This window comes from Photorhabdus tasmaniensis, from assembly GCF_011189505.1.
Taxonomy (GTDB): Bacteria; Pseudomonadota; Gammaproteobacteria; order Enterobacterales; family Enterobacteriaceae; genus Photorhabdus; species Photorhabdus tasmaniensis.
Genome location: NZ_PUJU01000040.1, coordinates 29,742 through 42,258, shown reverse-complemented (window position 1 = coordinate 42,258; position 12,517 = coordinate 29,742). Strand labels below are relative to the sequence as shown.

14 protein-coding genes and 2 pseudogenes are annotated in these 12,517 nt (G+C 43.3%); 7 read left to right on the top strand and 9 right to left on the bottom strand.

Going from position 1 to position 12,517, the window contains the following annotated elements:
- Positions 1 to 20 precede the first annotated feature (20 nt).
- A pseudogene (locus tag C5471_RS16855) lies at positions 21 to 804 on the bottom strand (IS982 family transposase).
- Positions 805 to 1,137: 333 nt separating this feature from the next.
- Between C5471_RS16855 and spfP the strand changes: the two are divergent.
- Positions 1,138 to 1,194 carry a small protein SpfP gene (gene spfP, locus C5471_RS25510; RefSeq protein WP_445375908.1) on the top strand — a complete coding sequence of 19 codons (57 nt, stop codon included), beginning with the start codon at positions 1,138 to 1,140 and terminating at the stop codon, positions 1,192 to 1,194.
- A 70-nt stretch (positions 1,195 to 1,264) separates the two neighbouring features.
- Here the strand turns inward: spfP and yihA are convergent, their stop codons facing one another.
- Positions 1,265 to 1,897 (bottom strand): ribosome biogenesis GTP-binding protein YihA/YsxC, encoded by a 633-nt coding sequence (yihA, locus tag C5471_RS16850; protein WP_133814296.1) that lies wholly within the window; start codon positions 1,895 to 1,897, stop codon positions 1,265 to 1,267.
- 306 nt (positions 1,898 to 2,203) lie between these two features.
- Here yihA and ppiA point away from each other — a divergent pair, with 306 nt between their 5' ends.
- Positions 2,204 to 2,773: a peptidylprolyl isomerase A gene (gene ppiA, locus C5471_RS16845; RefSeq protein WP_133814297.1), complete on the top strand. Its 570-nt coding sequence runs from the start codon at positions 2,204 to 2,206 to the stop codon at positions 2,771 to 2,773.
- A 111-nt stretch (positions 2,774 to 2,884) separates the two neighbouring features.
- Here the strand turns inward: ppiA and C5471_RS16840 are convergent, their stop codons facing one another.
- On the bottom strand, positions 2,885 to 3,235 hold the full coding sequence (locus C5471_RS16840; protein ID WP_133814298.1) for a YcgJ family protein: 351 nt from the start codon (positions 3,233 to 3,235) through the stop codon (positions 2,885 to 2,887).
- Positions 3,236 to 3,478: 243 nt separating this feature from the next.
- On the opposite strand from C5471_RS16840, the gene C5471_RS16835 reads away from it, so the two are divergent.
- Both C5471_RS16835 and argD read left to right on the top strand, forming a co-directional pair.
- Positions 3,479 to 4,054: an aminodeoxychorismate synthase component II gene (locus C5471_RS16835; protein WP_133814299.1), complete on the top strand. Its 576-nt coding sequence runs from the start codon at positions 3,479 to 3,481 to the stop codon at positions 4,052 to 4,054.
- 123 nt (positions 4,055 to 4,177) lie between these two features.
- On the top strand, positions 4,178 to 5,389 hold the full coding sequence (argD, locus tag C5471_RS16830; RefSeq protein ID WP_133814300.1) for a bifunctional acetylornithine/succinyldiaminopimelate transaminase: 1,212 nt from the start codon (positions 4,178 to 4,180) through the stop codon (positions 5,387 to 5,389).
- A gap of 49 nt (positions 5,390 to 5,438) precedes the next feature.
- On the opposite strand, the gene crp is transcribed toward argD, so the two are convergent.
- Complete coding sequence (crp, locus tag C5471_RS16825; protein ID WP_004240730.1) at positions 5,439 to 6,071, bottom strand: cAMP-activated global transcriptional regulator CRP; 633 nt, start codon at positions 6,069 to 6,071, stop codon at positions 5,439 to 5,441.
- Positions 6,072 to 6,391: 320 nt separating this feature from the next.
- Here crp and C5471_RS16820 point away from each other — a divergent pair, with 320 nt between their 5' ends.
- Entirely contained in the window at positions 6,392 to 6,799 is a 408-nt protein-coding gene (locus C5471_RS16820; RefSeq protein WP_133814301.1) for an OsmC family protein, read from the top strand.
- Positions 6,800 to 6,921: 122 nt separating this feature from the next.
- On the opposite strand, the gene C5471_RS16815 is transcribed toward C5471_RS16820, so the two are convergent.
- Genes C5471_RS16815 through C5471_RS16805 form a run of 3 tightly spaced genes read right to left on the bottom strand, consistent with a single transcriptional unit; the run spans position 6,922 to position 9,007 of the window.
- Positions 6,922 to 7,791 carry a phosphoribulokinase gene (locus C5471_RS16815; RefSeq protein WP_133814302.1) on the bottom strand — a complete coding sequence of 290 codons (870 nt, stop codon included), beginning with the start codon at positions 7,789 to 7,791 and terminating at the stop codon, positions 6,922 to 6,924.
- Positions 7,792 to 7,811: 20 nt separating this feature from the next.
- Positions 7,812 to 8,030, bottom strand: a complete 219-nt coding sequence (locus C5471_RS16810; protein WP_133814303.1) for a YheU family protein — start codon at positions 8,028 to 8,030, stop codon at positions 7,812 to 7,814.
- Positions 8,027 to 9,007 (bottom strand): hydrolase, encoded by a 981-nt coding sequence (locus tag C5471_RS16805; RefSeq protein ID WP_133814304.1) that lies wholly within the window; start codon positions 9,005 to 9,007, stop codon positions 8,027 to 8,029. The genes C5471_RS16810 and C5471_RS16805 overlap by 4 nt, the downstream gene beginning before the upstream one ends.
- Positions 9,008 to 9,109: 102 nt before the next feature.
- On the opposite strand from C5471_RS16805, the gene C5471_RS16800 reads away from it, so the two are divergent.
- Both C5471_RS16800 and tauA read left to right on the top strand, forming a co-directional pair.
- Complete coding sequence (locus C5471_RS16800; protein ID WP_133814305.1) at positions 9,110 to 9,718, top strand: LysE family translocator; 609 nt, start codon at positions 9,110 to 9,112, stop codon at positions 9,716 to 9,718.
- A gap of 52 nt (positions 9,719 to 9,770) precedes the next feature.
- A pseudogene (gene tauA / locus C5471_RS24470) lies at positions 9,771 to 9,942 on the top strand (taurine ABC transporter substrate-binding protein); the annotation flags it as partial.
- Here the strand turns inward: tauA and murP are convergent.
- Together murP and murQ are read right to left on the bottom strand one after the other, a co-directional pair.
- A complete protein-coding gene (murP, locus tag C5471_RS16795) occupies positions 9,932 to 11,383 on the bottom strand; it encodes a PTS N-acetylmuramic acid transporter subunit IIBC (protein ID WP_133814306.1) in 1,452 nt (483 codons plus the stop codon). The pseudogene tauA and the gene murP overlap by 11 nt on opposite strands.
- Before the next feature lie 30 nt (positions 11,384 to 11,413).
- On the bottom strand, positions 11,414 to 12,319 hold the full coding sequence (gene murQ, locus C5471_RS16790) for an N-acetylmuramic acid 6-phosphate etherase (protein ID WP_133814307.1): 906 nt from the start codon (positions 12,317 to 12,319) through the stop codon (positions 11,414 to 11,416).
- Between the last annotated feature and the right edge of the window lie 198 nt (positions 12,320 to 12,517).

Sequence of the window (12,517 nt, the reverse complement as noted above, 5' to 3'; positions counted from 1 at the left end):
CTGAGAGTTTCTAATCAACCTCAGCTTCGTTTAAAAATAGCGATATCATTATCCTGTAAATTCAAGCTCGGTTTTTTAGGTTGGAATGTATAAGCAATAAGGCCTGCGGCAATTTCCAGCAGAAAACCGAGCTGACTACGATGTCTTGAATGCGCTATCTGAGAAATATTTTTGAGCGGGTTAATGACCGTTTCTATCAAAAAGCGCTGTCTTAACATCAACCTATCCCAGAGCGATAATGCTTTAGCTTTCATGTTACCCCGAACATGCGTGATTAACGTAACGCCTTCCGCTTCCAACTCATCGCATAAAGCCTGTGATAAATACCCTTTATCGCCATTGTCAGCACTTTGACAGGGTGACGATCATCCTTGTTTCCTGCGGTTAATTTCACGGCCAACAGTTCACCACAATCATTGATAATCAGATGAAGTTTAAAGCCATAAAACCAGTCTGTACTGGTTTTTCCTCGCTGTGCCACGCCCTCGAAAACCTTATTTCGAGAAATACGCAGATTATGACAAACTACGATTTTGGTGGAAATGTTATCATCCGATGGTAACTAACCAAGCCTGGGAAATCCGCCTTGAGATATTGCTGCACATGCTCAGTATAAAACGCCTTAAAATGACGGTAATGGCTCATGTGAAATAAAATAAGGAGAGTCATCACCTCGCTCAGAGACAAGGAAGTCGCACGATGACGTTTGAGCAAATCATTCTCGATGAGCTGTTGTTCCCAAAGAGGAATAAATTTTTGGCAAAAATCATCGACGCAGCAGAAAAGTTCTTCTAAAGTCACCATAGCCTGAGGCTCTCCACGATTTTGTTTTCTAAGCCAAAACGTTGATCGTGCCTCAGGCACTGAGTTCCCTTCTTTTCTTCTTTTCTTCCTTTCTTAAACGAAGTTCAGGTTAGTTACCATGTGCTCTGGTATTCTCATCTTCCCAAGCTTGTTGCACCGTTCGATGCATATTAGATCTAGATCGCATAAATATGTAATTAAACTACATTTAATGGTGTAAAAACAATCAAAACTCGCTGCTGAATCGAGATAGTCATTGAAAATAAATTACAAAAAGGCTTTTTCTGAGAAATAAAATAGGGTAGAGTGACTGACGTAGGGTACAGAGGTAAGATGTTCTATCTTTCAGACCTTTTACTTCACGTAATCGGATTTATAGCTGAATATTAGCTGCCCCAGTCAGTTTTGACTGGGGCATTTTTTCATTTGAATTTAACGGGTCGGAATAAAAAAGGCGGTATTAGCTATTGTTTTCAATTTGGGCGGTTGGTTGGCTGAACCACATGTCCAGTTTCTGTTGTAGTTTATCGATGCCGATTTTTTTCGGGGCGGAGAAATATTCCACTTGAATATCGCCATTGAGAGCGGCTAATTCTTCACGTACTTTATTCAACTGGCTTTTACGGGCACCAGATGCCAGTTTATCGGCTTTAGTTAGCAACACAATAACCGGTACATGCATTGCTACCGCCCATTGGATCATTTGTTGATCAAGATCTTTCAGTGGATGACGGATATCCATCAGCACTACCAGTCCAATCAGGCATTCACGTTTTTGCAGATATTCACCCAATGCTTTTTGCCATTTACGCTTCATCTCTTCTGGTACTTCGGCATAACCGTAACCGGGTAGGTCAACCAAGTGAATTCCTTCTTCCACTTCGAATAAATTGATGAGTTGTGTTCGGCCAGGTGTTTTGCTGGTACGGGCGAGGCTTTTCTGTTTCGTCAGGGCATTTAGCGCGCTGGATTTACCTGCGTTTGAACGACCAGCGAACGCGACTTCAATGCCCAGATCTTGAGGCAGATGGCGAATATCAGGTGCGCTCGTGATAAAACGGGTCATATGATAGTTGTGGTTTTTGATGGTCAAAATGGTTATCTCCCTGAGAAATGCACTGAATATATGCCAAAAGAGATTATACCGATAGCCACTGTTGGTTGACAGGATTAAAAATAATGACCTATTTCTGATGAGTTAAGCCAAATTTGCTATTTTGCCGTCAATTACTGCCTTATTTGTGAAATAAAATCTGATCTATTGTGAGAGGATAAATTTTTATCCAAAGCACCAACCGATTGATAGCGTAAATGTAAGTAAATATTGAGCACTATGCTGAGGAGATTATTAGAATTGATTTCAGCTTGTGTTGTTGACCTTAATATATAGGAATCCAGAATGTTTAAACGTATTTTAGTAACACTTGTCACTGCATGTTCTCTGAGCGCAATGGCACCTCTGGCTCTGGCTGCGGGTGAAACCCATGTGAAACTGGTGACAACAGAGGGTAATATTGAACTGGAATTAAATAGCCAGAAAGCGCCGATTACAACCAAAAACTTTATTGAATACGTCAATGAGGGCTATTATAACAACACAATTTTTCATCGGGTAATCCCTGGATTTATGGTTCAGGGGGGCGGTTTTACCAAAGATTTACAGCAGAAAGCGACTAAAGAAACCATTAAAAATGAAGCGGATAACGGGCTGCGTAATTTACGCGGAACGATTTCTATGGCGCGTACCGCAGATAAAGACAGTGCTACTAGTCAATTCTTTATCAACGTAGCGGATAATGCTTTCCTTGATCATGGTCAGCGTGACTTTGGCTATGCAGTATTTGGTAAGGTTGTAAAAGGTATGGATGTTGTAGATAAAATGTCTCAAGTAAAAACTGAAAATGTTGGCCCCTATCAGAATGTGCCAGTGAAACCCGTGGTTATCCTATCTGCTAAGATTATTCCTTAACTTTCTTCTGAGACATTAATGATCAACTGCGATTATGGCAGTTTGGTCTCTTGGTGAATTTTCATCTGATTAACAATTCGGGCCTTTATTTAATGCAGGCCCGTTTTACAGTTATTCATACAGCTTCTTGGTAAATTCTGTATTTTCTTCGGTTCGTGGATAATATCTGTTTTTGTAGCACTTCTTCTCTTTACTCTCGCAGTGAACACCATTACTCAAAGTGTAAGATGTAAGATCAATATTTTTCCCGTCACCAATCTCTTCTTTCAGATGTTTCGAGGCTTTTTTTCCTAAATACCTTTCGGTGAGTTTTAGCGATAAACCTTGCTGATCAGCGCAGTATTTTCCTTTTTTATCACAAATAACCCCTTTTTCTGGGAAGAAAATATTTGCAGCTTTAGTTGCAGCCAGCGTGGGGAAGGACAGCAAAAAAAGAGATGCTATAATCAGTTTTGTCTTCATAACAATTACCTTACTTATTGAATATCAAAAAGAGCCTATGTTTTGTAGCGGTATGAGAGTAAGTTGATTGAGGAAAAAGTAGCCATTGATTTTGTTACACTATGCGGCAAGTGCTTATGTGCTATGATAGCCGCCCCGTTGTCGTTAGGCCGTTTTACCTGAAATCATGTTGTTCATGATAAACAAATTGCAGGGTTGGCAGGACAACAAATACAGCGATAAAAATGGGTAGGATAGACTCCTATGTTATTAATAATAGATAACTATGATTCTTTTACGTATAACTTATATCAATATTTTTGTGAATTGGGAACAGATGTTTTAGTCAAGCGCAATGATGAATTACAGCTTGAAGATATTGAGCGATTGGCACCGACTCATCTGGTTATTTCCCCAGGCCCATGTACCCCAAATGAAGCAGGCATTTCTCTGGCTGCGATTTCTCATTTTTCGGATAAATTGCCGATCCTTGGTGTTTGCCTTGGGCATCAGGCAATTGGGCAGGCATTCGGTGCCAGTGTGGTAAAAGCCAGGGAAGTGATGCATGGGAAAACTTCTGCCATTCATCATAATCAGCAAGGTGTGTTCAAAGGGCTTAACCGGCCATTAACGGTTACCCGTTACCATTCATTGGTGATTGCCGCGGAGACTTTACCGGCAGTATTTGAAGTTACTGCATGGAGTCAGCATAACGGCAATGTCGATGAGATCATGGGAATTCGTCATCGTACTCTGCCCTTGGAAGGTGTGCAGTTCCATCCTGAAAGTATTCTCAGCGAGCAAGGGCATCAGCTACTGAGTAACTTCCTTAGATATTAACCAGATACCAATAATTTCTTCAATTATTTATCTTTTTCATTTGCCCATCTTTGATTTTTTATGCATATTAAATGATTATAATTTCACTTTTGAATGGCGTATATATAAAAAACGGGTGGGGAAATGATGGAGCGTGCCGCAGTAAACAGAAATACATACGATCAAGTCATGTTGCCAATTTATTCACCGGCACAGTTTATACCGGTGAAAGGGCAAGGTAGTCGTGTATGGGATCAGCAAGGGAAAGAGTATATTGATTTTGCTGGTGGTATTGCTGTTATGGCTTTGGGACATTGCCATCCTGCGCTAGTGGATGTTCTAAAGCAGCAAGGCGAGAAACTTTGGCATATCAGTAACATTTTCACCAGTGAACCGGCTTTGATACTCGCGCAGAAACTGATTGATGCAACTTTTGCGGAGCGGGTATTTTTTGCCAACTCTGGAGCAGAAGCGAATGAAGCCGCATTTAAGCTGGCGCGTCACTATGCCATTACCCGTTACCATCCCTATAAAACCAAAATTATCGCATTCCATCAGGGGTTTCATGGTCGTACCCTGTTTACGGTCTCTGTGGGTGGTCAACCAAAATACGCTGATGGTTTTGGGCCAAAACCCGCCGATATTATTCATGTGCCTTTTAATGACTTGGATGCAGTCAAGGCAGTCATGGATGACCATACTTGCGCTGTTGTATTAGAACCTGTTCAGGGTGAAGGGGGCGTCACACCGGCGACACCGGCATTTATTCACGGGTTGCGTGAGCTTTGCGATCAGCATCAGGTACTGCTGGTATTTGATGAAGTGCAAAGTGGGATGGGGCGTACCGGCAAGTTATTTTCTTATATGTATTATGATGTTGTGCCGGACATTATCACCACCGCGAAAGCATTGGGAAATGGTTTCCCGGTCAGCGCTATGCTGACTACAGCGAATATTGCTTCGGTGATGGCACCGGGAACGCACGGCACAACTTATGGTGGTAATCCATTGGCTTGTGCGGTGGCAAATGTCGCTTTTGACATTATCAATACGCCAGAGGTCTTGGAGGGTGTTGAAAAACGCCATCATTTGATTGTGAATTTTCTAAACGATATCAATCAGAAATATTCGATATTTGGTGAAATCCGTGGCAAAGGGTTGCTGATTGGTGCGGAACTACAAACGCCGTATCAGGGGAAATCTAAAGAGATCCTGCAACTGGCGGCTGAAAATGGTCTGATGTTGTTGAGTGCCGGGGGGAATGTACTGCGTTTCACGCCTTCGTTGATTATCGGTGAAGAAGAGATAACCCGGGGAATGGAACGGTTGGAGAAGGCAATTAGCCAGTTGGTGTAAATAAGTACAAGAGAAATCAGCGCAGGATAATGCGCTGATTAATTAGGTGTTAACGGGTACCGTAAACAACGATTGTTTTGCCGTGTGCGGAGATCAGGTTTTGGTCTTCCAGCATTTTTAGAATACGGCCAACCGTTTCACGGGAACAGCCAACAATCTGACCAATTTCCTGACGAGTGATTTTGATTTGCATTCCATCCGGGTGGGTCATTGCATCGGGTTGTTTCGCCAGATTCAGTAAAGTCTGAGCAATCCGCCCGGTCACATCCAGGAAAGCCAGGTTACCGACTTTCTCAGAAGTTGTTTGCAAACGGCTTGCCATTTGGGCAGATAAACGCATTAAAATATCCGGGTTTACCTGAATCAGTTGGCGGAATTTTTTATAGGAAATTTCCGCTACTTCACAGGCGCTTTTGGCCCGTACCCAGGCTGTACGCTCTTGTCCTTCTTCAAATAATCCAAGTTCGCCAATGAAATCTCCCTGGTTTAAATAGGAGAGGATCATCTCTTTGCCTTCTTCATCTTTAATCAAAACCGCAACAGAACCTTTTACGATGTAGTAAAGCGTCTCTGCTTTTTCGCCTTGATGAATAAGCGTGCTTTTGGATGGATATTTATGAATATGGCAGTGTGACAAAAACCATTCAAGAGTGGGGTCTGTTTGTGGCTTGCCGAGAACCATTCGCTTCATCCTCTGTTGTTATCGCTGCCTAAATAACACGAGAATCTAAAAGTTTCTCGTCAGGCTGGCTTAAAAGACACTAGCTTAACATATTAGTTTGCTGAAAAACCGACAGGTGAGGGTTTTATATAGGTTATCTGAAATTCGAAACTTGAGTATTGATCTTAACCCACATATACCCAGACCTGCTTCTGTTTTTAACACAGGAAAAGGTTTCTGTCTTGTCTTGTATTGTTTCAGCATAATAAACCGTTCATTAGATTGCCAGTTTAATACTGAAAGAGTAGGCTTTGATGCAAAAAACGACTTAAGAGGTACTTATGCAAGCGCGGGTAAAATGGGTTGAAGGGTTGTCTCTTTTGGGGGAGTCATCTTCGGGTCATCAGATAATGATGGATGGAAATGCTGGCGATAAAGCACCAAGCCCAATGGAAATGGTATTAATGGCAGTGGGGGGTTGCAGTACGATTGATGTTATTTCTGTTTTGCAGAAAGGCAGATATGACATAAAAGATTGTGAAGTGAAATTAACTTCTCGCCGCCGTGAAGAGGTGCCACGCTTGTTTACTCATATTAATCTGCATTTTATTGTTACCGGCAAGGACCTAACGGATAAAGCGGTTGAACGCGCAGTCATGCTTTCCGCAGAGAAATATTGTTCTGTTTCGTTGATGTTGGGGAAATCAGTTGAAATGACCCACAGCTTTGAAATTAGAGATGCAGATTAAAAAATGATTTCCTGACTGGAAAATAACAACAGGTAACCAATATCAGTTACCTGTTCTCTTAACTGAATAATATAAGAAGTGGATTCGAACACTGGGTTCTCTAAATTGACCTCAGATTATGATCAACAAATCTTTTCCCCTTCCAGTAATCGCTGTACCAATGGCGTCATAATTAATTCCATTGCCAGCCCCATTTTCCCACCGGGAACTACGATGGTATTAATACTTGAAACAAATGAACCTTGTAACATTGATAAAAGGTACGGGAAGTCAATTTGAGTAAGATCACGGAAACGGATGACGATAAAACTCTCATCCAGTGATGGAATGGCTTTGGCTGAAAAGGGATTAGATGTATCAACTGTCGGCACGCGTTGGAAGTTGATATGTGTTCGTGAAAATTGGGGAGTAATGTAGTTAATATAATCATCCATAGAACGAACAACGGAATCCATCACGGCTTCCTGTGAATGTCCTCGTTCTCCGGTATCGCGGATAAGTTTCTGAATCCATTCAAGGTTGACGATCGGTACTACCCCCACCAGCAGATCGACATGACTGGCAACATGATGTTGTGGTGTGACTACGCCACCGTGCAGGCCTTCATAAAACAGCACATCGGTCTGCTTTGGTAAGGCTTCCCACGGCGTAAATGTACCGGGAAGCTGATTGTAAGGAACCGCGTCATCATAGGTGTGAAGGTACTTGCGGCAACGGCCTTCACCGGTTTCACCATAGTCAATCATGGTTTTCTCCAGCATACCAAAATCATTAGCTTCTGGGCCAAAATAACTGATATGCCTACCTTGTTCCTTGGCTTTACGGATTGCCGCGTCCATTTCTGGGCGGGTGTAGCGGTGGAAACTGTCCCCCTCTATCTGTGCTGCGCTGATGTTAAGTTGCTGGAAAATCTTACGGAAAGCTAAACTGGTTGTTGTTGTTCCGGCACCGCTGGAGCCGGTAATCGCAATAATCGGATGTTTGGCGGACATAAGCAGTAAACTCCATAATGTTAAGAATGGAACATTTCTTTTGGCATAATATTGATGCTCTCATGCAGTTCGGACCACACCAGCATAACATCCCCCCGTTCCAACTGACGGCGAATATCAGTGACTTTTTGCTCAAGGGATTTTTCATGTTCGCCATAGTCAGTACCTTCCCGCAGGATAAAGCTCTCTATCAAATTTAGCAGAGTTTCTGCTTCCAGTTGTTGCCACGGAATAATCATTGCGGTTGCTCCAGATAAGATGATAGCCAGCCTGGAATGCGTTGTTCCAGCCACATTTGTGGTTTTTTGAGTGAACCACTGACAAAGCCGACATGTCCACCATATTCTGTCAATTGGTATTCAATATTTTTGGGTAACGTGTTGAGGTCAGGGACGACTTCCGACGCCATAAAGGGATCGTCTTTGGCATGAATAATCAACAGTGGCACCGTAATGTCAGGCAGGCGAGGCAGAGCGCTGCACTGACGGTAGTAGTCCGCTGCATCTTTAAAACAGTGGATTTTTGCGGTTACAATTTCATCAAATTCCCGAATATGTTTCAATCCTTTTACTTGGGACAGATTGATAGGCAGCGAACCTGGGTAGCGGAGCAATTTGCGGGTAACATTACGTTTCAGATTATTAAGCAAATAGCGCTCGTAAACCTGAGAAAATCCTTTTTCTATCCGGCTGGAACAGGCTTCTAACATCAGAGGGGCAGAAACAATGACGGCCGCATTGATTTGGGCATCTGTTTTTTCTTCTGCCAAATAGCAGGCCAGCATATTACCGCCGACTGAATAACCCACGGCTGAGGTTGGCACATCACCGTAGGCCTGTTTTAACCAGTTCAGAAAATAACGGGCATCGCCTGTTTCGCCAGAATGATAGAGACGTTTTTGACGGTTCGGTTCACCACTGCATCCACGGAAATGCATGACAACGCCAAGCCAGCCTTTTTTCTGACAGACATGAAGCAAACCGTGGGCATAAGGGCTGTGGAAACTGCCTTCCAGACCATGAAACAGGATCAGCCGTGGCTTATGTGCTGCGGTTGCTGGATCTTCACTCCATGCCAGGTCAACAAAATCGTTATCTGGCAGATTAAGTCGTTGCCAGTAGGGTTGCAGTTCAGGATACCGCCGCACCAGACGCGGGAGTAATGTCTGCAAATGCGGATTACTGGCTCCGGTTAGAGGACGAAAGATATCGGACATAATGGTTTCGAATTAAATGATGAGTTATCTTGTATGGTAAATAACATACTGATATTTTCTGTGAAAGGGAAACCCAATTATTCAGGATGAAAGGAACCATTCATGACAGCAAGCCTGATTTTTTCATTAACAACTTTTTTGTTTATTTCTTCTATTACGCCAGGTCCAAACAATATGTTATTGACTTCATCTGGTGCCAACTTTGGTTTTATCCGCTCTTTGGGGCTGATATTCGGCATTCTTCTGGGAATGCAGACGATTTTATATCTGGCGGCGTTTGGTATCGCGGCATTATTGTTGATCTATCCTACTATTCACACGATATTGAAAATTGCGGGTAGCCTCTATTTGCTGTGGTTGGCGTGGAAAACAGTAACTGCCAGCTACCGGCGTCTGGAGACTAAAAATGGTGCGGTTATCAAGCCGGTGCGGTGGTATCAGGGTTGGTTACTACAGTTCTTGAATCCGAAAGCCTGGCTAATGGGATTGGGATCGGTTGGCAGCTACAGTATTGCCGGTGAACAGTATCTCTATTCCATCGCAATGATTAGTGTTGCAACAATATTGATAAGTTTCTTGAGTAGCATCGTGTGGACTGGTTTTGGCTCATTGATTGGAACGTTGCTCCGTAGTCGCAATGCTTGGTTTATTTTCAATATTATGATGGGAATATTAACGGCAACTTGTGTGCCATTGATCTGGCTTGGGTAATTTAATTCATTAATTTCATTTTGGGTTTAAAGCATATTTATTCATTTCTTAAGTGACGATCGCTTACCCAACTTCGCCAAAAGCCGGCAAAAATCGCCCAATATAACGATGATTTTGCCTGGCAATTTGGTGCTGATGTTCAATGGCGCAAATTTGACAGTGGTTCTGCTGTGCTGCGAGCATTGACTTCCGGTAATGTGCGAATCGGCAATATCAAGTCAAATCAATATTTTTACTGCCGAACAGCAGAGTCAATACAAAACCACTGAGATAAGCAACTACCAGCCCGGCTGCGTACACTGCCATTCCGATAAAAATACCGCTGTTGGAGGTCATCAGTGGCAGTGCGACCAATCCAGATGGGCCGAAAACCGTATTCAGTCCAACGGGCAAACCTGAATAAGCGACCAGACCGATAAAGAAACCCCCGGCGGCCCCGCCCAGACAAGCGGTGATAAAGGGTTTGATTCGCGGCAGTGTTACCCCGTAAATCAACGGCTCTCCAATGCCGAGAAAGCCGGGGATAATGGCACCTTTTATTTGAGTGCGTAGCAGCGAGCCTTGTTTAGCTTTGATATACAGTGCCAGTGCTGCGCCAACCTGTCCGCCTCCTGCCATTGCAAGAATGGGGAACAGCGAGTTAAAGCCTTGTGCATCCATTAACGCAAAATAGACCGGAACAAAGCCTTGATGAACACCGAACATGACGGCGAGTAGAAACAATCCCGCCAGAATTGCAGTACCAAAAGGATTACCATTAAGATGAAGGAACAGCCATGACATACCGCTAAACAGATAACTTCCCAATGGCATGATAATAATAAAAGCGATCGCTCCCATGATCAGCAAAGTCACAGCTGAGGTGAGGATCATATCCAAATTGTCTGGAATGATTTTACGCACCTGCCGCTCTACCCATGCACCCAGAATGGCGGCGATTAGAACGCCGATAATATTGCCGCGTGGATCGATGCTGTAACCAAAGAAAGTGGAAATACCCGCGTAAAAACCGCTGGTGGCATCTGGGTTATAACCGAGCACAAACAGCGAAGCGATAATCGCACCGTTGATGCCCGATCCGCCAAAGGCTTTTTGCGCGTTATAGCCAATCAGAATACTCAGGAAGCTGAACATACCCTTACTGAACACTTTCATATAACCGATAATTTCAATCAACGTGGCGTTAGGCTGTTCAACTCCTTGGACGGCTACCTGTTCAAGTAAGGTGGCAAAGCCTAAAAGCAGACCAACGGCAATAAAGCCGGGGATCAGTGGTGTAAAAATAGTCGCGAATTTTGCCAAAAACTTATGTACGGCACTAACCTGCTTCTCTTTAAGCTGTTTTTTATTGGTAGAAGCAATATCGGTTAAATCGTCGCTGCTCTGTTTTGGTGGTTCTGTATGATCAGAAGATGCCAGTAGTTTATTCATAATCTCTGCCGCAGCTTGGGCTTTTCCCGGTCCAAGTACGATTTGCAGCTGATTATCGCTTTCAATAACACCTAATACGCCAGGGATCTGCTTCAATCCTGTTCTGTCTACTTTGCTATCATTGTGCAGAGTTAATCGCAGGCGAGTCATACAATTGCCACATTGGGCTACATTACCGGCATTGCCGATAGCGTTAAGAATTTGAACAATCATTTCCTGATTAATTTTAGCCATGTTATTGACTCCTTCTCAGAAGGGAAACCGTTACCGGATAGTTGAGATTGCCGAGTGAATAAAACCGTGATTCTTTTCCAGTAACGCCTTTGCCTGTTGAGCATTTATTCCTGCCAGAATCATCACAATGGCGGTTTTACAATGCCCATCACATTCAGCCAGTGCTTGTTCCGCTTGTTCACGGTTGCATTCTGTGGCGGCCATGACGATATTTTTCTGCCTTTCAACCAGCTTGGCATTTGTTGCTTCTACATCCACCATCAGATTGCCATAAACTTTGCCGGTACGGATCATGGCACCGGTGGTCAGCATATTCAGGATCAGTTTTTGTGCCGTACCGGCTTTCATACGTGATGAACCGGTGATGATTTCTGGCCCAACGACAGGTGTCATAGCAATATCGGCTGCTTGTACCATCGGGCTGTCAGGGTTACAGCTGATACAGGCGACGGTGGCACCCACTGATTTCGCGTATTCCATGGCTCCCAATACATAAGGTGTACGACCACTGGCGGCAATACCAACCAATACATCTTTAGAGTTAAAGTTTAGCGCTTGAAGATCATTTTTGCCTAATTGCCGGTTATCTTCTGCATTTTCAACGGCCCTCAAGATGGCTTGATGCCCTCCTGCAATCAACCCAACCACCTGTTCCGGTCTGGTGCCATAGGTTGGTGGACATTCACTTGCGTCCAGAATCCCTAATCGGCCGGATGTACCTGCACCGATATAAATTAAACGGCCTCCTTGACAAAATGCTTCGACAATTTTATCTACTGTTTTAGCAACTTGTGGCAACGTTTGCTCAACAGCCAATGCAACTTTTTTATCTTCGTTATTAATAATGCGTAGCATTTCAAGGGTTGGCAAAGTATCAATACAAGTACTGGCAGGATTACGGCTTTCGGTGACCATATTAATGAGATTGAGTTGCATATTGCTTTCCTGATGGGAATATTTTTAAAATGATAAAGAGTTATTTACTCTTCTTTGTAATAAAGTGCAAATCTGGTCGGTGTTTCGACAGAAGCGATAGCTTTGTAGAGTGAATGTATTTTATCGGTTATAGAACAAAGTGCTGTGAATAGATTTGAGAAAATTTTTATTTTTTATATAAGTGAGAAACGTAAATGC